The organism is Streptomyces lavendulae subsp. lavendulae, assembly GCF_002803845.1.
Lineage (GTDB): Bacteria > Actinomycetota > Actinomycetes > Streptomycetales > Streptomycetaceae > Streptomyces > Streptomyces lavendulae.
Window position 1 is genome coordinate 4,814,412 of sequence record NZ_CP024985.1, and the last position, 18,696, is coordinate 4,833,107.

The following is an 18,696-nucleotide window of genomic DNA, read 5'->3' on the forward strand; positions in this document are numbered from 1 at the left end:
GCCCGGCCGGGCCCCTCGCACGAGGGGCCCGGCCGGCGCCGGGCCGGTGACGGGACCTACGGCTGTGACCGCAGGACCTCCACGGCGCGGTCGAAGGCCGAGTCCCTCCCGCCCGCGAACTCCTCCTCGGTGAAGACCGGCTCGGTGAGGTGCGGCGGGATGCCCGTGCCGTCGAAGGTCCTTCCCGACCGGGTCAGGTACTCCTCGTTCGGCAGCCAGGCCTCCATGCCGTTGGGGAGGGCGCGCACCATGAAGTCCGAGAACACGCCCTGCGTGGGCTGCCCGATGCGGACCGTCCGGCCCGGCCGGTCCATGAGGGCCTGGGTGAAGGACTCCCCCGCGCTGACGGTCGATCCGCCGGTCAGCAGAACGACCGGCCCGGTGTAGTGCGGACCGCCCTGGGCGGGCGTGACGTACACCGGCTGGGGGCGGGTGTGCCGGGTGGGGTCGGCGGGGTCGTTGCGGGCCCGCTTGGAGTAGGCGGTGTAGGGGCTGTCGGTGAGCCGCCCGGCGAGGTGGACGGCCAGGGCGTCGGAGCCGCCCCCGTTGATCCGCAGGTCGATGACCAGGCCCTTCGGCGGCCGGCCGCGCTCCCGCCCGAGGGCCGCATCCAGCGCGCGGTCGAGCTCGGCCGGCTGGGCGGCGTACGGGGCCCCGGGCGCCGCGTACCCGGTGAAGCCGGAGATCCGCAGGTAGCCCTGCCCGCCGGGGAGATCGGCGTAGGTGATCCGCCCGTTGGCGAAGTCCTGGAGGTTCCGGGCGTCCTTGAGGTCGCGCTCCACGACGAACTCCTTGGCCCTGGCGTCCACCGTGCCGTCGGGCTGGACGGTGCCGGGGCGCCCCTGCGCGAAGATCCGGTCGCCGTCCCGGACCGCGACGTGGGCGTCGTGCAGCGGCCCGACCATCTCGCTGAAGACGGCGAAGAGCTCGTCCGGGGGCGTCTGCGCGTGTACCCGGGGCCGGTACCGGTCGCGCACGGCGTGCCAGTCGACGCCCTTGGCGGCGAAGAAGGGGTAGTTCTCCTCGAAGGACTGCCAGAAGACGTCGAAGGCGGCGAGCGAGTCCCGGGGGCCCTGATGCTCACAGGCGCCGGGCAGCTCCGCAATCCTGCGCAGGTTCCGCTCGCCGACGTCGCCGTCCGCCCGCACGGACCCGCTGTCGCGGTCCCCCCGGGTGCGCACCGTCAGGACGGTGCCGTCGGTCCTGGTGTAGGCGTCGGGGCCGGTCCGTCGTGCGGAGGCGCCTTCGAGGCAGCTGACGGCGGTGGTCTGGTACTCCTGGAGGGTTCCGTTCCGGATGGACAGTACGGTGCCGTAGCCGTCGGTGCGCCAGATTCCTTCGGTGGCGGCGGCAGCGGCGGGCTGCCGGGCGCCGGCGGCGGGCGCGCCCGCGACGACGAGGGCCAGGGCGACGGCGGTGGCCGTGACGATGCGCACGATGTTGCCTTGTCTGTGGTCGGCTTGCCGGGTACCGCCCCACCGTCGCCGACCCGGGGTGCTCCCGGACATCCGGCTGTCCGGCCGATCGGGGGTGGGGCCAGCCCCCGTGCCGCCCGGTGGCCGCCCGCCCGCCGCGAGGTCACCCGTTCCGCCACGCGAGACGCCCCCGGCGCCCGCACCCCGCCGGGGGATAATCGCTCCTGTGAGCGACGACGACCGACGAGACCAGACCCACGGCCGGGAAGCGGGCGGGGACGGGCCGGCCCCCGGGCCCCGGCCCGAGCCGATCAAGTTCTTCGGCACCACCTGGGTGGAGCACGACAACGGCTACGTCCTGCGCCGCGTCGCCGTCGCGGCCGGTTCGCTGCTCGGTGCCTTCGCCTCCGCGTACCTCCTGCGCTTCGCCTACGAGGGCCTGGAGATCGGCAACGTCGGTCCGTTCCTCAGCATCTCCGTGGTCGTGCTCTTCGCGATCGCCAGTTCCATCGCCTTCGTCAAGACCTGGGAGTCCTTCGGCCGCCGCCCGGCCCCGTCCTCGGACGAGGCCGCCCTCAAGGGCCTGAAGGCGATCGGTTTCATCGGCTCCCTCATCGCGTACTTCCTGCGCTGCCTCGTCGAAGCCCCCGGCGAGAAGCTCCGCCGCGCCGAGTACGAGCGGGCCGTGGCCGAGTACGCCCGCCGGCGCAGCACCCGTACCGGCAACCCGGCCGCCCGCCGCCCCAAGCGCAGGAAGTAACCCGGGCGCTCCTCCCGCCGATTGACGAGCGGCACCGCCGGGAGCATTATTCATCACATGATGAATAACCGGTCCGAGACGCCGCCCTCCGCCGCGCCGCCCGCCGTGCACGCCCACGGCCTCACCGTCCGCCGCGGCACCGGCCGCACCCCGCGCACCGTCCTCGACGACATCGCCTTCGACGTCCCCCGCGGCCGCATCACCGGCCTCCTCGGCCCCTCCGGCTGCGGCAAATCCACCCTCATGCGCGCCATCGTCGGCACCCAGGCCCACGTCACCGGCACCCTCGACGTCCTCGGCCACCCCGCCGGCCACCCCGCGCTCCGCTCCCGCATCGGCTACGTCACCCAGGCCCCGTCCGTCTACGACGACCTCACCGTCCGGCAGAACCTCGACTACTTCGCCGCCGTCCTGGACCCCGGTCGCGCCGCCGCCGACCGCCGCCGCGAAGCCGTCACCCGCGCCATCACCGACGTCGACCTCACCGCCCGCGCCGACGCCCTTGCCGGAAACCTCTCCGGCGGCCAGCGCAGCCGCGTCTCCCTCGCCGTCGCCCTCCTCGGCTCCCCGGAACTGCTCGTCCTCGACGAACCCACCGTCGGCCTCGACCCCGTCCTGCGCCGCGACCTGTGGAACCTCTTCCACGACATCACCGCCACCCGCGGCGCCACCCTCCTCGTCTCCTCCCACGTCATGGACGAGGCCGAGCGCTGCCACGACCTCCTCCTCATGCGCGAGGGCCGCATCCTCGCCCAGGACACCCCCGACGCCCTGCGCACCCGCACCCACGCCACCACCGTCGAGGAGGGCTTCCTCCGCCTCGTCGACGAAGCCAACGCCAAAGCCAACGCACACGCCGACGCCGACAGCGACGCCGCCGCCTCCAACGTCACCGCCCTCCGGGAGCAGACCCGATGAACGCCGCCCGCACCACCGCCACCGCCGCCCGCGTCCTGCGCCAGCTCCGCCACGACCCGCGCTCCATCGCCCTGATGCTGCTGGTCCCCGTCCTGATGCTGACCCTGCTCCGCTACGTCTTCGACGGCAGCCCGCGCACCTTCGACACCATCGGCGCGTCCCTCCTCGGGATCTTCCCCCTCATCACGATGTTCCTCGTGACCTCCATCGCCACCCTGCGCGAACGCACCTCCGGCACCCTCGAACGCCTCCTCGCCATGCCGCTGGGCAAGGGCGACCTCATCGCCGGCTACGCCCTCGCCTTCGGCGCCGTCGCCGTCGTCCAGTCCCTCCTCGCCACCGGCCTCGCCCTCTGGCTCCTCGGCCTCGACGTCGTCGGCTCCCCCTGGCTGCTCCTCCTCGTCGCCCTCCTCGACGCCCTCCTCGGCACCGCCCTCGGCCTCTTCGTCTCCGCCTTCGCCGCGTCCGAGTTCCAGGCCGTCCAGTTCATGCCGGCCGTGATCTTCCCGCAGCTGCTCCTGTGCGGACTCTTCGCCGCCCGCGACACCATGCAGCCGGTCCTCTCGGGCCTCTCCGACGTCCTGCCCATGTCCTACGCCGTCGACGGCATGACCCAGGTCCTCACCCACACCGACATGACGGCCGACTTCGTCCGCGACACCGTGGTCGTCGCCGCCTGCGCCCTCCTCGTCCTCGCCCTCGGCGCCGCCACCCTGCGCCGCCGCACCCCGTAGACCGCCCACGGACCGGACACACCCGGCCCCACCCGTACCCGGGTGCAAGGATGAGCGCGTACGTCCTTACGTTCGTTCGGCGAGGTGAATCGGGCATGACCCAGACAGTCGCAGTCCTCGGTACCGGCAAGATCGGCGAGGCCCTGCTCAGCGGGATGATCCGCGGCGGCTGGCCCGCCGCGAAACTCCTCGTCACCGCCCGCCGCCCCGAACGCGCGGAGGAACTCCGCACCCGCTACGGCGTCGAGGCCGTCACCAACGCCGAGGCCGCCAAGCGCGCCGACACCCTCATCCTCACCGTGAAGCCGCAGGACATGGGCAAGCTCCTCGAAGAGCTCGCCCCGCACGTCCCCGGCGACCGCCTGGTCATCAGCGGCGCCGCCGGCATCCCGACCTCCTTCTTCGAGGAACGGCTCGCCCCCGGCACCCCCGTCGTCCGCGTCATGACGAACACCCCCGCCCTCGTCGACGAGGCCATGTCCGTCATCTCGGCCGGCAGCCACGCCACCGCCGCCCACCTCGCCCACACCGAGGAGATCTTCGGCGGCGTCGGCAAGACCCTGCGCGTCCCCGAGTCCCAGCAGGACGCGGCCACCGCCCTCTCCGGCTCCGGCCCCGCCTACTTCTACTTCCTGGTCGAGGCCATGACCGACGCCGGCATCCTCCTCGGACTGCCCCGCGCCCAGGCCCACGACCTCATCGTCCAGGCCGCCATCGGCGCCGCCGTGATGCTCCGCGACAGCGGCGAGCACCCGGTCAAGCTCCGCGAGGCCGTCACCTCCCCGGCCGGCACGACCATCAACGCCATCGTCGAACTGGAGAAGCACGGCGTCCGCGCGGCCCTGATCGCGGCCCTGGAGGCGGCCCGCGACCGCAGCCGCGAACTCGCCTCCGGAGCCAACTGACCGCACCGCCCGCCACGGGCGTACGAGGACTAGGGCGCCAGCAGCCCGATCGCCTCGTACGCCCGGTCCACCACCGGCCGCGCCAGGGCCCGGGCCCGCCCGGCCCCCGCGCGCAGCACCCGCTCCACCTCACCGGGATCGGCCGCCAGCTCGGCGTGCCGCTCCCGCAACGGGCGCAGCAGCTCCACCACCGCGTCGGCGACGTCCCGCTTCAGCGGCCCGTACTGCTCGTACCCCCGCGCGAGCTCCTCGGGCTCCCCGCCCGTACAGGCCGCGAGGATGTCCAGCAGGTTCGCCACCCCGGGCCGCGCCGCCCGGTCGTAGACCACCCCGCCCTCCCCGCTGTCGGTCACGGCGCGCATCACCTTCCTGCGCACCACCTCCGGCTCGTCGAGCAGGTAGACGATCCCGGCGCCGTTCTCGTGGGACTTCCCCATCTTGGACGTCGGGTCCTGGAGGTCCATGACCCGCGCGGCCACCGCCGGCAGCGTCGCCTTCGGCACGGTGAAGACCGGCCCGTAGCGCTGGTTGAACCGCACCGCCAGGTCCCGCGTCAGCTCCACGTGCTGCCGCTGGTCCTCACCCACCGGCACCTCGTCGGCCCCGTACGCCAGGATGTCGGCGGCCATCAGCACGGGATAGGTGAGCAGCGACAGCCGTACGCCTTCCCCCGCCGCCTGCGCCCGGGCCGTCTTCTCCCGGTACTGGATCATCCGCCGCAGTTCACCGTCGGTGGCGGTGCACTCCAGCAGGTAGGCCAGCCGGGTGTGCTCGTCGACGTGGCTCTGTACGAAGAGCGTGCACCGGTCAGGATCCAGGCCGGCGGCGAGCAGCAGCGTCGCGGCCTGCCTGCTGAGCCGCCGCACGCGCGCCGGATCGTGCTCGACGGTCAGCGCGTGCAGGTCGACGACGCAGAACAGCGCGTCGTCCGGCTTCTGGTCCGTGGCGACCCACTGGCGTACGGCGCCCAGGTAGTTCCCCAGCGTCAGATGCCCCGTCGGCTTGACCCCGCTGAAGATCCTCGTCATGTCCTGCTCTCCCTGTGTGTGGTGTCGGTGCCGCCGCGGCGGGCGACCGAGCCACTCCCGGGAGGGAGAAACAGAAACGGCCGCCGGTAGCGGCGGCCGTGAGCGCATGCGTGCTCGCGTGGAAGGTCGGCCGCCGTCAGGCGGCCCACCAGCGAAGGCTGGGCATGAGCGCATGCGTAGTCATGGGAGGCAGCGTAGCCCGGGAGGGGTGAGGCGCGCGTGAGGTTTCCCGAAGGTCAGCCGGGGGTTGACACGCCTGTGCCCGATCCGTAAGGTTCTTCGAGTTGTCCGAAGTGAGCGCCGACCCCGGTCGGTCCCCGGACGGCCATCCCGCACTACACATTCGAACGAACGACGCATACTGTCGTCTCGTTTTCATGCGTATTTGCGAATGAGGAATCCGCGTTCCAGGACGCAGCCGCCGATTGGCTTCGGGGGCAGGGAATCCGCTACTGTCTCACTCGCCGGAAGGGCCCAACAGCCCGGAACGCAAAACCCGCTGACTGGGAGTCAGGCCCGAAAGGATCTGATAGAGTCGGAACCGCCGGAAAGGGAAAGCGCGAAAGCGAAGAACCTGGAAAGCGAAGCGCGAAAGACTCTGATAGAGTCGGAAACGCAAGAACACAGAACGAAAGCCCGGAGGAAAGCCCGAGAGGGTGAGTACAAAGGAAGCGTCCGTTCCTTGAGAACTCAACAGCGTGCCAAAAATCAACGCCAGAAGTTGATACCCCGTCCACTTCGGTGGATGAGGTTCCTTTGAAAAGACCTGTGGGGTCGCCTTCGGGTGATGCTTGCAGGCAACCAAACACAGCGAGGACGTTGTGGCGCGTCGGTCATATTCCGACATGACGTGCCCGCTCAACGTGTGTGTGCACCCGATTACGGGTAAACATTCATGGAGAGTTTGATCCTGGCTCAGGACGAACGCTGGCGGCGTGCTTAACACATGCAAGTCGAACGATGAAGCCCTTCGGGGTGGATTAGTGGCGAACGGGTGAGTAACACGTGGGCAATCTGCCCTTCACTCTGGGACAAGCCCTGGAAACGGGGTCTAATACCGGATACCACTCCTGCCCGCATGGGCGGGGGTTGAAAGCTCCGGCGGTGAAGGATGAGCCCGCGGCCTATCAGCTTGTTGGTGGGGTAATGGCCCACCAAGGCGACGACGGGTAGCCGGCCTGAGAGGGCGACCGGCCACACTGGGACTGAGACACGGCCCAGACTCCTACGGGAGGCAGCAGTGGGGAATATTGCACAATGGGCGAAAGCCTGATGCAGCGACGCCGCGTGAGGGATGACGGCCTTCGGGTTGTAAACCTCTTTCAGCAGGGAAGAAGCGAAAGTGACGGTACCTGCAGAAGAAGCGCCGGCTAACTACGTGCCAGCAGCCGCGGTAATACGTAGGGCGCAAGCGTTGTCCGGAATTATTGGGCGTAAAGAGCTCGTAGGCGGCTTGTCACGTCGGATGTGAAAGCCCGAGGCTTAACCTCGGGTCTGCATTCGATACGGGCTAGCTAGAGTGTGGTAGGGGAGATCGGAATTCCTGGTGTAGCGGTGAAATGCGCAGATATCAGGAGGAACACCGGTGGCGAAGGCGGATCTCTGGGCCATTACTGACGCTGAGGAGCGAAAGCGTGGGGAGCGAACAGGATTAGATACCCTGGTAGTCCACGCCGTAAACGTTGGGAACTAGGTGTTGGCGACATTCCACGTCGTCGGTGCCGCAGCTAACGCATTAAGTTCCCCGCCTGGGGAGTACGGCCGCAAGGCTAAAACTCAAAGGAATTGACGGGGGCCCGCACAAGCGGCGGAGCATGTGGCTTAATTCGACGCAACGCGAAGAACCTTACCAAGGCTTGACATATACCGGAAAGCATTAGAGATAGTGCCCCCCTTGTGGTCGGTATACAGGTGGTGCATGGCTGTCGTCAGCTCGTGTCGTGAGATGTTGGGTTAAGTCCCGCAACGAGCGCAACCCTTGTCCTGTGTTGCCAGCATACCCTTCGGGGTGATGGGGACTCACAGGAGACCGCCGGGGTCAACTCGGAGGAAGGTGGGGACGACGTCAAGTCATCATGCCCCTTATGTCTTGGGCTGCACACGTGCTACAATGGCCGGTACAATGAGCTGCGATACCGTGAGGTGGAGCGAATCTCAAAAAGCCGGTCTCAGTTCGGATTGGGGTCTGCAACTCGACCCCATGAAGTCGGAGTCGCTAGTAATCGCAGATCAGCATTGCTGCGGTGAATACGTTCCCGGGCCTTGTACACACCGCCCGTCACGTCACGAAAGTCGGTAACACCCGAAGCCGGTGGCCCAACCCGTAAGGGAGGGAGCTGTCGAAGGTGGGACTGGCGATTGGGACGAAGTCGTAACAAGGTAGCCGTACCGGAAGGTGCGGCTGGATCACCTCCTTTCTAAGGAGCATATAGCCGACTGCGATCGAATGAATCGCACGGTTGCTCATGGGTGGAACGTTGATTATTTGGCACGGTTTCCAGAACATCCTGTAAGTACTGCTTCGGCGTGGAAAACAGTGATAGTCGAGGGGATCGTGCCTGGCACGTTGTTGGGTATCTGAGGGTACGGCCGTAAGGTCTTATCTTCGCGATGCCGGCCCCAGTAAAGCTCTGCTTCGGCAGGGTGTGATGGGTGGCTGGTCGTTGCTTGAGAACTACACAGTGGACGCGAGCATCTGTGGCCAAGTTTTTAAGGGCGCACGGTGGATGCCTTGGCACCAGGAACCGATGAAGGACGTGAGAGGCCGCGATAGGCCCCGGGGAGCTGCCAACTGAGCTTTGATCCGGGGGTGTCCGAATGGGGAAACCCGGCAGTCGTCATGGGCTGTCACCCATGCCTGAACACATAGGGCATGTGGAGGGAACGAGGGGAAGTGAAACATCTCAGTACCCTCAGGAAGAGAAAACAACCGTGATTCCGGGAGTAGTGGCGAGCGAAACCGGATGAGGCCAAACCGTATGCGTGTGATACCCGGCAGGGGTTGCGCATGCGGGGTTGTGGGAATGAGCTTGATCGGTCTGCCGGCCGGTCGGCGAGTCAGAAACCGTTGATGTAGTCGAAGGACATGCGAAAGGTCCGGCGTAGAGGGTAAGACCCCCGTAGACGAAACATCAGCGGCTTGCTTGCTCATCTCCCAAGTAGCACGGGGCCCGAGAAATCCCGTGTGAATCTGGCGGGACCACCCGCTAAGCCTAAATATTCCCTGGTGACCGATAGCGGATAGTACCGTGAGGGAATGGTGAAAAGTACCGCGGGAGCGGAGTGAAATAGTACCTGAAACCGTGTGCCTACAAGCCGTGGGAGCGTCGCTCATTGGGTTTACCCAATGGGTCGTGACTGCGTGCCTTTTGAAGAATGAGCCTGCGAGTTAGCGGTGTGTAGCGAGGTTAACCCGTGTGGGGAAGCCGTAGCGAAAGCGAGTCCGAATAGGGCGATTGAGTTGCACGCTCTAGACCCGAAGCGGAGTGATCTAGCCATGGGCAGGTTGAAGCGGAGGTAAGACTTCGTGGAGGACCGAACCCACCAGGGTTGAAAACCTGGGGGATGACCTGTGGTTAGGGGTGAAAGGCCAATCAAACTCCGTGATAGCTGGTTCTCCCCGAAATGCATTTAGGTGCAGCGTCGTGTGTTTCTTGCCGGAGGTAGAGCACTGGATAGGCGATGGGCCCTACCGGGTTACTGACCTTAGCCAAACTCCGAATGCCGGTAAGTGAGAGCACGGCAGTGAGACTGTGGGGGATAAGCTCCATGGTCGAGAGGGAAACAGCCCAGAGCATCGACTAAGGCCCCTAAGCGTACGCTAAGTGGGAAAGGATGTGGAGTCGCAGAGACAACCAGGAGGTTGGCTTAGAAGCAGCCACCCTTGAAAGAGTGCGTAATAGCTCACTGGTCAAGTGATTCCGCGCCGACAATGTAGCGGGGCTCAAGCGTACCGCCGAAGTCGTGTCATTGCAGCAATAGGGCCAACGCCCGCTGTGATGGGTAGGGGAGCGTCGTGTGCCGGGTGAAGCAGCAGCGGAAGCTAGTTGTGGACGGTTCACGAGTGAGAATGCAGGCATGAGTAGCGATACACACGTGAGAAACGTGTGCGCCGATTGACTAAGGGTTCCTGGGTCAAGCTGATCTGCCCAGGGTAAGTCGGGACCTAAGGCGAGGCCGACAGGCGTAGTCGATGGACAACCGGTTGATATTCCGGTACCCGCTTTGAAACGCCCAATATCGAATCAGGCGATGCTAAGTCCGTGAAGCCGTTCCGGACCCTTCGGGGAAAGGAAAGTGGTGGAGCCGACGAACCAGACTTGTAGTAGGTAAGCGATGGGGTGACGCAGGAAGGTAGTCCAGCCCGGGCGGTGGTTGTCCCGGGGTAAGGGTGTAGGCCGAGGGGTAGGCAAATCCGTCCCTCATTAAGGCTGAGACCTGATGCCGAGCCGATTGTGGTGAAGTGGATGATCCTATGCTGTCGAGAAAAGCCTCTAGCGAGTTTCATGGCGGCCCGTACCCTAAACCGACTCAGGTGGTCAGGTAGAGAATACCGAGGCGTTCGGGTGAACTATGGTTAAGGAACTCGGCAAAATGCCCCCGTAACTTCGGGAGAAGGGGGGCCATCACTGGTGATCGGACTTGCTCCGTGAGCTGGGGGTGGCCGCAGAGACCAGCGAGAAGCGACTGTTTACTAAAAACACAGGTCCGTGCGAAGCCGTAAGGCGATGTATACGGACTGACGCCTGCCCGGTGCTGGAACGTTAAGGGGACCGGTTAGTGACCTTTCGGGGTTGCGAAGCTGAGAACTTAAGCGCCAGTAAACGGCGGTGGTAACTATAACCATCCTAAGGTAGCGAAATTCCTTGTCGGGTAAGTTCCGACCTGCACGAATGGCGTAACGACTTCTCGACTGTCTCAACCATAGGCCCGGTGAAATTGCACTACGAGTAAAGATGCTCGTTTCGCGCAGCAGGACGGAAAGACCCCGGGACCTTTACTACAGTTTGATATTGGTGTTCGGTTCGGCTTGTGTAGGATAGGTGGGAGACTTTGAAGCCGTGACGCCAGTCATGGTGGAGTCGCCGTTGAAATACCACTCTGGTCGTGCTGGATGTCTAACCTCGGTCCGTGATCCGGATCAGGGACAGTGTCTGATGGGTAGTTTAACTGGGGCGGTTGCCTCCCAAAGGGTAACGGAGGCGCCCAAAGGTTCCCTCAGCCTGGTTGGCAATCAGGTGTTGAGTGTAAGTGCACAAGGGAGCTTGACTGTGAGACCGACGGGTCGAGCAGGGACGAAAGTCGGGACTAGTGATCCGGCGGTGGCTTGTGGAAGCGCCGTCGCTCAACGGATAAAAGGTACCCCGGGGATAACAGGCTGATCTTCCCCAAGAGTCCATATCGACGGGATGGTTTGGCACCTCGATGTCGGCTCGTCGCATCCTGGGGCTGGAGTCGGTCCCAAGGGTTGGGCTGTTCGCCCATTAAAGCGGTACGCGAGCTGGGTTTAGAACGTCGTGAGACAGTTCGGTCCCTATCCGCTGTGCGCGTAGGAATATTGAGAAGGGCTGTCCCTAGTACGAGAGGACCGGGACGGACGAACCTCTGGTGTGCCAGTTGTCCTGCCAAGGGCATGGCTGGTTGGCTACGTTCGGGAGGGATAACCGCTGAAAGCATCTAAGCGGGAAGCCTGCTTCAAGATGAGTATTCCCACCTCCTTGAGAGGGTAAGGCTCCCAGTAGACGACTGGGTTGATAGGCCAGATGTGGAAGCCCGGTAACGGGTGGAGCTGACTGGTACTAATAGGCCGAGGGCTTGTCCTCAGTTGCTCGCGTCCACTGTGTTAGTTCTGAAGTAACGAACCGTGTCAATGCCCGGTTGGTCAACTTCATAGTGTTTCGGTGGTCATAGCGTTAGGGAAACGCCCGGTTACATTCCGAACCCGGAAGCTAAGCCTTTCAGCGCCGATGGTACTGCAGGGGGGACCCTGTGGGAGAGTAGGACGCCGCCGAACAATCATTGTGGGAAAGCCCCGCACCTTATGGTGCGGGGCTTTTCTGCGTTTACGGGCCTGTGCGGTCGGCCGGCCGGGGCCGGGTCCGCCGCCGGTTCCACCGTTTACCCGCACGGGGTTGCCGGGAACCCGCGCCGGTCGCTCGTACGCTGGGTGGATGGGCTATGAGCTGGTCATCTTCGACAACGACGGCGTCCTCGTGGACAGCGAGCCGCTCGCCAACTCCATCCTGTCCGCGTACCTGACGGAGATCGGGCACCCCACCACCTACGAGGAGTCCCTGCGGGACTACATGGGGGCGGCGGTGCACCGGGTGCACGACCTGGTCTTCGAACGGACCGGGCAGCGGCTGCCCGAGGAGTTCGACCACACCTTGCAGGAACGGATCTCCGCCGGGTTCGCACGGGAGCTGAAGCCCGTCCCCGGGGTCACCGAAGTGCTGGCCGAGCTGTCCGCGCAGGGAGTGCCGTACTGCCTGGCCTCCTCCGGGACCCACGAGCGGATCCGCGTCGGACACCGCAGTGCCGGTCTCGGGGAGTGGTTCGAGGAAGAGTGGATCTTCAGTGCGGAGGACGTGGGGCGGGGCAAGCCGGCGCCGGACCTGTTCCTGCACGCCGCCGACATGATGGGCGTCGCGCCCGCGCGGTGCGTGGTGGTCGAGGACAGTCCGCTCGGGGTGGAGGCCGCCCGCGCCGCGGGGATGGACGTCCTCGCGTACACCTCGATGTCGCCCGCCGCCGCCCTCCCCGGGGCCAACGCCTACTTCGGCGAGATGAAGGAGCTCTCCGCCCTGCTCGGATTGGGTGTGTGATCTCTCTACCCACCGGTAGGTGAGGCGCCTACGCTGTGCCGCCATGACAGTTGACGTGCGGCTGCGGCGTGGGCGGGGCGCCCTCGGGTTCGGCTTCTTCGCGCAGGGCGTCGCCTTCGCCCTGCTGGTGACCCGGATCCCGGCCATCCAGGACCAGTACGGGATATCCGACGGGCTGCTGCCCGCCTTCCTCGCCGCCGTGCCGATCCTCGCCGGGGTCTCCAGCGTCGCCACCGAGCACCTGGTGAAACGGATCGCCCCCGGCACGGTGCTGCGGTGGGCACAGCCCGTCGTGCTGCTCGCGCTGCTCGGCGTGGGGGCCGGTACCCGGATGTGGCACGTCGCGGTGGCCCTGGGGGTGTTCGGGCTCGCGGTCGGGGCGCTGGACGCCTCGATGAACATGCTGGGGGTGAGCCTCCAGCGGGCGTACGGGCGCAGCATCATGCTCGGGTTCCACGCCGCGTACAGCCTCGGCGGGATCCTGGGGGCGTCGGCGGCCTGGGCGGGGGCGCACTGGCACCTGGCGCTGTTCACCGGGTACCTGCCGGCCGTGCTGGTGCTGCTGCCGATGGTGCTGGTGGGCAGCCGGTCCTACGTGGACGCGGCCGACGGGGGTGGGGAAGCGGCCGAGGGGTGGCCGGCGGGGGGCGGGAAGCTGCTGCTGCCGCTCTGCCTGGTGATGGCGTGCGCGTACATCGGGGACTCGACGGTGGCGAACTGGAGCGCCAAGTACCTCCAGGACGTGCTGGGCAGCTCGGAGCAGCTGGCGACGGTCCCGTACAACGTGTACATGGTGACGACCCTGATCGGGCGGGCCGTGGGCGACCTCGGGGTGCGCCGTTTCGGTGCGGTGGCCGTGGTGCGGGGCGGGACGGTGGTGGCGGCCGGCGGGTTCGCGGTGGTGGCCGCCGCGCCCGGGGCGTGGACGGGGATGCTCGGGTTCACGCTGCTGGGCATCGGGCTGTGCGTGATCGTGCCGCAGACCTTCGCCGCCGCGGGGCGGCTCTTCCCGGGGGCCTCGGACACGGCCGTCGCACGGCTGAACATCTTCAACTACGTGGGTTTCCTGATCGGTTCGCCGCTCGTCGGCGGGATCGGGGACGCCTGGAGCTACCGGGGCGCGATGCTCGTGCCGATGGTGCTCGTGCTGGTCACGCTCGTCCAGGCCCGCTCGTTCGGTCCGGAACGGGCCCGATACGGTGTCGGGCATGAGCGGCGAGCCGGTGACCGGGCTGTTGATGTGGGACGAGGCGGTAACGGGGTATGACTTCGGACCGAGCCATCCGATGGACCCGGTGCGCCTGGCGCTGACCATGGGCCTGGTGCGCGCCTTCGGGCTGGACCGGGCGATGGAGGTGCGGGCGGCCCGCGCGGCCGGTGATTCGACGCTGCGGCTGGTGCACCGCGAGGACTACGTGGCCGCGGTGCGCGAGGTGTCGGCGGACCCGGGGGTGGCCGACGGCTCGTACGGGCTCGGGACGGTGGACGATCCGGCGTTCCCGGGGATGCACGAGGCCTCGGCGCTGATCGCCGGGCAGTCGGTGGCGGGGGCGGAGGCGCTCTGGGCCGGTGAGGCGGAGCACGTCGTCAACTTCGCGGGCGGTCTGCACCACGCGATGCCGGGTGGTGCGGCCGGGTTCTGCGTGTACAACGACGCGGCCCTGGCGATCGCGCGGCTGCTGGAGCTGGGGGCCGAACGGGTGGCGTACGTGGACGTGGACGTCCACCACGGGGACGGCGTGCAGGCGGCGTTCTGGGACGACCCCCGGGTGCTGACGGTGTCGGTCCACGAGCACCCGCGGACGCTGTTCCCGCAGACGGGCTGGCCGCAGGAGACGGGTGGCGCGGCGGCCGAGGGTTCCGCGGTGAACGTGGCGCTGCCGGCCGGGACGGGTGACGAGGGCTGGCTGCGGGCCTTCCACGCGACGGTGCCGGAGCTGCTGGCGGACTTCCGGCCGCAGGTGCTGGTCACCCAGCACGGGGCCGACACGCACTTCGAGGACCCGCTCGCCCACCTGGCGGTCTCGCTGGACGCGCAGCGGGCGGTGCAGGAGGCCTGTCACCGGCTGGCGCACGAGTACGCGGGCGGGCGGTGGCTGGCGCTGGGCGGCGGCGGGTACGCGGTGGTGGACGTCGTGCCGCGGTCGTGGACGCATCTGGTGGGGATCGCGGCGCACCGGCCGGTGGACCCGGCGGCCGCGGTTCCGCAGGAGTGGCTCGACCAGGTGTACGCGCGGACGCGGCAGCCGGGGCCGGCGCGGATGACGGACGGCCGGGACGCGCGGTGGCGGGACTGGGAGGCCGGTTACGATCCCGCGGACGCGACGGATCAGGCCGTTCTCGCGACCCGGCGGGCGGTGTTCCCGTTGCGCGGGATGCTCGTGTGACGATGCATCATTACGCCGACCGTGGGGCGGTTCACGGGAACTGATGAAGCGCCAGATGGGGTGCGGCAGCATCGGAGGGTGTTGAGCACCGGCGCGTTGCGTGCGCATCTGCTGGCCGCCCGGTTGGCCGGGCCCGTCGCCACGTCGAGGGAGTCGAGCCTGCGCCGTTACCGGCTGTTCGCGGCGGGGGACCCGCGGGTGCTGCTCGGGCTCGACCCGGAGGGCGGCTGGGGTGAGGGCGAGCTGCTGCGGCTGATGGCGGACAAATGCGGGGTCTCGGCGGATCCGGCGCACGTCAGCGGGCCGGAGGTGATCGATCCGGAGCTGACGGTGGCGGCCCTGGGGGCCTTCGCGGAGCGGTTGGGGGCGGCGGCCGGGGCGCGGTCTCCGGTGCTGTTCGGGACGGGGCATCCGCACCGCCTCCTGGGTTTCTACGCCTGTTTGGCCCGGGCCCTGTCGGCGGCGGGATGTGATGTCCTCACCCCGGCGCAGGGGGTCGGTGTCGACATGGCGACCCGGTTCGGCGTACGCCCGTACCGCATCGATTACGTACGGGGAGTCGCACTGGTGCGGGAACCCGGCGCGCGGCGGGCCGGGAGTGCGACCGGCGTGCACTCCCATTCGCCGCTGCCGGTTCGGATCGCCCTGGGGGCGCTGGCGGAGGCCGGGGGGCCGCTGCCGGAACTGGTGGTGGGTGATCACGGGTGGGTCTGCGGCGCAGGTCAGCTCGGTGTGGACGCGATCGGGCTGGCCGATGCGGATGATCCCGCGCTGTTCGTCGGGGAGGCCGAGGGGCGGGTCGCGGTGACCGTTCCGCTTGACGACGGGGTGCGCGCGGAGCACTACGGACCGCTCGCCCGGTACGTGCTGCGCCGGGCGCGGCTGTCGGGGCGTCAGGAGTGGCCGTAGCTCCTCTTCCCCACTCGTATCACACGCCCCTACTCTGGGGAGTGAGCGTGCGACGACGAGGAGTAACCGGAGGGGAAGCCGGTGCCCGTCATGCGCGGAAGGTCAAGGTGTAGTCATGGCTGCTGGCGAGAGGCCTCTCAGTGAGGTTCAGTTCCTGACCGTGGCGGAGGTCGCCTCGGTGATGCGAGTGTCGAAGATGACCGTGTACCGCCTGGTGCACAACGGTCATCTGCCCGCAATCCGGGTGGGCCGGTCCTTCCGGGTCCCCGAGAACGCGGTCCACGAGTACCTCCGAGAGTCCTATGTGGGGGTGGAGTCGGCCTGAGACTGAGGCTCGGGAAGATCTACGGAGGGCTCGGATTACAAGCCTGGACTCCGGGCGGGTAGGCTAGGCCGACGTAGGTCGTGTGGGCCCAGACGCCCCGCACCGATCCCCGTCAAGGCGGGGATGTTCCGAGAAGTGAGCGAGGGTAGTCGTGGGCTCTGTTATCAAGAAGCGGCGCAAGCGGATGGCTAAGAAGAAGCACCGCAAGCTGCTCAAGCGCACCCGCGTCCAGCGCCGTAACAAGAAGTAAACGGCAGCTGTACGTGTTCTCCGCAGCCCCTCCACCATCCTGGTGGAGGGGCTGCGGTGCAGCCGGGGTACTTCTTCGAGGGAGGCGCTGAGCTCGTGGGCAAGGTCGTGCTCGTCACCGGGGCTGCCCGGCAGCTGGGAGGCCGCTTCGTGCGGCGCATCCAGCGCGACCCGGAGGTGGAACGGGTCATCGCGGTCGACGCGGTGAGCCCGCCGCAGCGGCTCGGCTCGGCCGAGTTCGTGCGGACGGACATCAGGCAGTCGGCCATCGCCCGCGTGCTCGCCGAGCACGCCGTGGACACGGTGGTCCACCTGGCCGTCACGGGAGGCGCCGCAGGCGCGCCGGGCGGACGCAGCGCCGTCAAGGAAACGAACGTCATCGGGACGATGCAGCTCCTCGGGGCCTGCCAGAAGTCGCCGACGGTACGACGGCTCGTGGTGAAGTCGAGCACCAGCGTGTACGGGGGCACTTCCCGGGACCCGGCCGTCTTCACCGAGACCACCCAGCCGAAGTCGCTGCCGAGCGCCGGCTTCGCGAAGGACGCGGCGGAGGTCGAGGGGTACGTACGGGGCTTCGCGCGCCGCCGGCCGGATGTGGCGGTGTGCGTGCTGCGCTTCGCGAACATCCTGGGGCCGTTCGCGGACTCGGCACTGGCGGAGTACTTCTCGATGCCGGTGATGCCGACGGTGCTGGGGTACGACCCGAGGCTGCAGTTCGTCCACGAGGACGACGTGGTGGACGTGCTCCGGCTGGCGGCGGGGGAGCCGCGGCGGGGGACGCTGAACAGCGGCACGTTCAACATCGCGGGGGACGGGGTGCTGCTGCTGTCGCAGTGCTCACGGAGGCTGGGGCGGCCGACGGTGCCGCTGCTGCTGCCCGCGGTGACGTGGGTGGGGTCGGCGCTGCGCGCGGTCGGGGTGACGGACTTCTCCCCCGAGCAGATCCGGCTGCTGACCCACGGCCGGGTCGTGGAGACCTCGCAGATGCGCGACACCCTGGGGTTCAAGCCGATGTACACGACCGTGGAGACCTTCGCCGACTTCGCGCGCAGCCGCGGGAGCGGGCTGCTGCCCCCGGAGCGGGTGGAGCGGGCCGTGCGGCGGGCGGCGGCCGTGCTGAGGGTGGAGGGCCAGGAGATCGGTGCCGGTGTGGACGAGGGAGCGAAGCGATAGTGGCGGACGCCAAGGTCATTCCGTTCGACGAGGACCGGCCGCGCCGGCGCGGCGCGGTCCGGAAGGTACGGGCGGTGCCCGATCCGGCGGAGCCGGCGGGGTCGTCGGAGTCGGTGGAGCCCGGCGTCGGGTCCGGCCCGGAGCCCGCTCCGGCGGGAGCCGGTGACGGCTGGGACCGGCGGATCGCGGGCGGGCTGGCGTTCCTGCGGCGGCGGATCACCGGGGAGTACGAGGTCGACGACTTCGGCTACGACAAGGAACTGACGGACCAGGTCCTGATGTCCCTGCTGCGGCCGCTGTACGACAAGTACTTCCGGGTGGAGGTCAAGGGCATCGAGAACATCCCCAAGGAGGGTGGTGCGCTGATCGTGGCGAACCACTCGGGGACGCTCCCGCTGGACGGGCTGATGCTCCAGGTGGCCGTGCACGACCGGCACCCGGCGGAGCGGCACCTGCGGCTGCTGGCGGCGGACCTGGTGTTCATGCTGCCGGTGGTCAACGAGGTCGCCCGCAAGGCCGGGCACACGCTGGCCTGCGCGGAGGACGCGCAGCGGCTCCTGGAGGCCGGGGAACTGGTCGGGGTGATGCCGGAGGGCTTCAAGGGGATAGGGAAGCCGTTCGGCGAGCGGTACAAGCTCCAGCGGTTCGGGCGGGGCGGTTTCGTCTCGACGGCGCTGCGGGCGGGCACTCCGATCGTGCCGTGCTCGATCGTGGGCGCGGAGGAGATCTATCCGATGATCGGCAACGCGAAGACGCTGGCGCGGCTGCTGGGGCTGCCCTACTTCCCGGTGACGCCGACCTTCCCGTGGCTGGGGCCGCTGGGCGCGGTGCCGCTGCCGACGAAGTGGACGATCCAGTTCGGGGAGCCGATCCCGACGGACGGGTACGCGCCGGAGGCGGCGGAGGACCCGATGCTGATGTTCAACCTCACGGACCAGGTCCGGGAGCAGATCCAGCACACCCTGTACAAGCTGCTGGTGCAGCGGCGGTCGGTGTTCTTCTGAGCCGGCGCGGCTGAGCGGCTGAGCAGCTGAACGGCGGCATGACGAAGCGGGGGTCGCGCGGTGCG

Annotated in this window: 14 protein-coding genes and 3 rRNA genes; 15 read left to right on the forward strand and 2 right to left on the reverse strand. The window is 67.8% G+C overall.

Annotation, left to right across the window (positions count from 1 at the left end; all coding sequences use genetic code 11):
- Nucleotides 1–56: 56 nt before the first annotated feature.
- Complete coding sequence (locus SLAV_RS21300) at nt 57–1,436, reverse strand: S41 family peptidase (protein ID WP_030236771.1); 1,380 nt, start codon at nt 1,434–1,436, stop codon at nt 57–59.
- 205 nt (nt 1,437–1,641) lie between these two features.
- Here SLAV_RS21300 and SLAV_RS21305 point away from each other — a divergent pair, with 205 nt between their 5' ends.
- From SLAV_RS21305 to proC, 4 genes are all read left to right on the forward strand, one after another.
- Nucleotides 1,642–2,175, forward strand: coding sequence for a hypothetical protein (locus tag SLAV_RS21305; RefSeq protein WP_030236768.1), 534 nt, complete (start codon nt 1,642–1,644; stop codon nt 2,173–2,175).
- Between the two features lie 57 nt (nt 2,176–2,232).
- Complete coding sequence (locus SLAV_RS21310) at nt 2,233–3,093, forward strand: ABC transporter ATP-binding protein (RefSeq protein ID WP_051841277.1); 861 nt, start codon at nt 2,233–2,235, stop codon at nt 3,091–3,093.
- Complete coding sequence (locus SLAV_RS21315) at nt 3,090–3,827, forward strand: ABC transporter permease (RefSeq protein ID WP_030236763.1); 738 nt, start codon at nt 3,090–3,092, stop codon at nt 3,825–3,827. The genes SLAV_RS21310 and SLAV_RS21315 overlap by 4 nt, the downstream gene beginning before the upstream one ends.
- A gap of 95 nt (nt 3,828–3,922) precedes the next feature.
- Nucleotides 3,923–4,732, forward strand: a complete 810-nt coding sequence (gene proC / locus SLAV_RS21320; RefSeq protein ID WP_030236760.1) for a pyrroline-5-carboxylate reductase — start codon at nt 3,923–3,925, stop codon at nt 4,730–4,732.
- Nucleotides 4,733–4,761: 29 nt separating this feature from the next.
- On the opposite strand, the gene trpS is transcribed toward proC, so the two are convergent.
- Nucleotides 4,762–5,760, reverse strand: a complete 999-nt coding sequence (gene trpS, locus SLAV_RS21325) for a tryptophan--tRNA ligase (protein ID WP_030236758.1) — start codon at nt 5,758–5,760, stop codon at nt 4,762–4,764.
- A gap of 892 nt (nt 5,761–6,652) precedes the next feature.
- Here trpS and SLAV_RS21335 point away from each other — a divergent pair.
- The 11 genes from SLAV_RS21335 (at nt 6,653) to SLAV_RS21385 (ending at nt 18,631) form a co-directional block, all read left to right on the forward strand.
- Nucleotides 6,653–8,177: ribosomal RNA gene (locus SLAV_RS21335) — 16S ribosomal RNA — on the forward strand.
- A gap of 282 nt (nt 8,178–8,459) precedes the next feature.
- Nucleotides 8,460–11,582, forward strand: a 23S ribosomal RNA gene (locus SLAV_RS21340).
- A 74-nt stretch (nt 11,583–11,656) separates the two neighbouring features.
- Nucleotides 11,657–11,773: ribosomal RNA gene (gene rrf / locus SLAV_RS21345) — 5S ribosomal RNA — on the forward strand.
- Together the 16S, 23S and 5S rRNA genes form the textbook arrangement of a ribosomal RNA operon.
- Before the next feature lie 157 nt (nt 11,774–11,930).
- Nucleotides 11,931–12,584: an HAD family hydrolase gene (locus tag SLAV_RS21350; RefSeq protein WP_030232230.1), complete on the forward strand. Its 654-nt coding sequence runs from the start codon at nt 11,931–11,933 to the stop codon at nt 12,582–12,584.
- A 43-nt stretch (nt 12,585–12,627) separates the two neighbouring features.
- Nucleotides 12,628–13,851 (forward strand): MFS transporter, encoded by a 1,224-nt coding sequence (locus SLAV_RS21355; RefSeq protein ID WP_030232228.1) that lies wholly within the window; start codon nt 12,628–12,630, stop codon nt 13,849–13,851.
- Nucleotides 13,823–14,971 (forward strand): acetoin utilization protein AcuC, encoded by a 1,149-nt coding sequence (locus SLAV_RS21360; protein WP_037687623.1) that lies wholly within the window; start codon nt 13,823–13,825, stop codon nt 14,969–14,971. Before SLAV_RS21355 ends, SLAV_RS21360 begins: the two co-directional genes overlap by 29 nt.
- Before the next feature lie 78 nt (nt 14,972–15,049).
- Nucleotides 15,050–15,880, forward strand: a complete 831-nt coding sequence (locus SLAV_RS21365) for a phosphatase (protein ID WP_030232222.1) — start codon at nt 15,050–15,052, stop codon at nt 15,878–15,880.
- A gap of 115 nt (nt 15,881–15,995) precedes the next feature.
- Complete coding sequence (locus SLAV_RS21370) at nt 15,996–16,205, forward strand: helix-turn-helix domain-containing protein (protein WP_008738568.1); 210 nt, start codon at nt 15,996–15,998, stop codon at nt 16,203–16,205.
- A gap of 151 nt (nt 16,206–16,356) precedes the next feature.
- Nucleotides 16,357–16,455 carry a 30S ribosomal protein bS22 gene (locus SLAV_RS21375; RefSeq protein WP_003948845.1) on the forward strand — a complete coding sequence of 33 codons (99 nt, stop codon included), beginning with the start codon at nt 16,357–16,359 and terminating at the stop codon, nt 16,453–16,455.
- A 95-nt stretch (nt 16,456–16,550) separates the two neighbouring features.
- A complete protein-coding gene (locus SLAV_RS21380; protein ID WP_037687622.1) occupies nt 16,551–17,627 on the forward strand; it encodes an NAD-dependent epimerase/dehydratase family protein in 1,077 nt (358 codons plus the stop codon).
- A complete protein-coding gene (locus tag SLAV_RS21385) occupies nt 17,627–18,631 on the forward strand; it encodes a lysophospholipid acyltransferase family protein (protein ID WP_030232213.1) in 1,005 nt (334 codons plus the stop codon). The genes SLAV_RS21380 and SLAV_RS21385 overlap by 1 nt, the downstream gene beginning before the upstream one ends.
- Nucleotides 18,632–18,696: the final 65 nt, after the last annotated feature.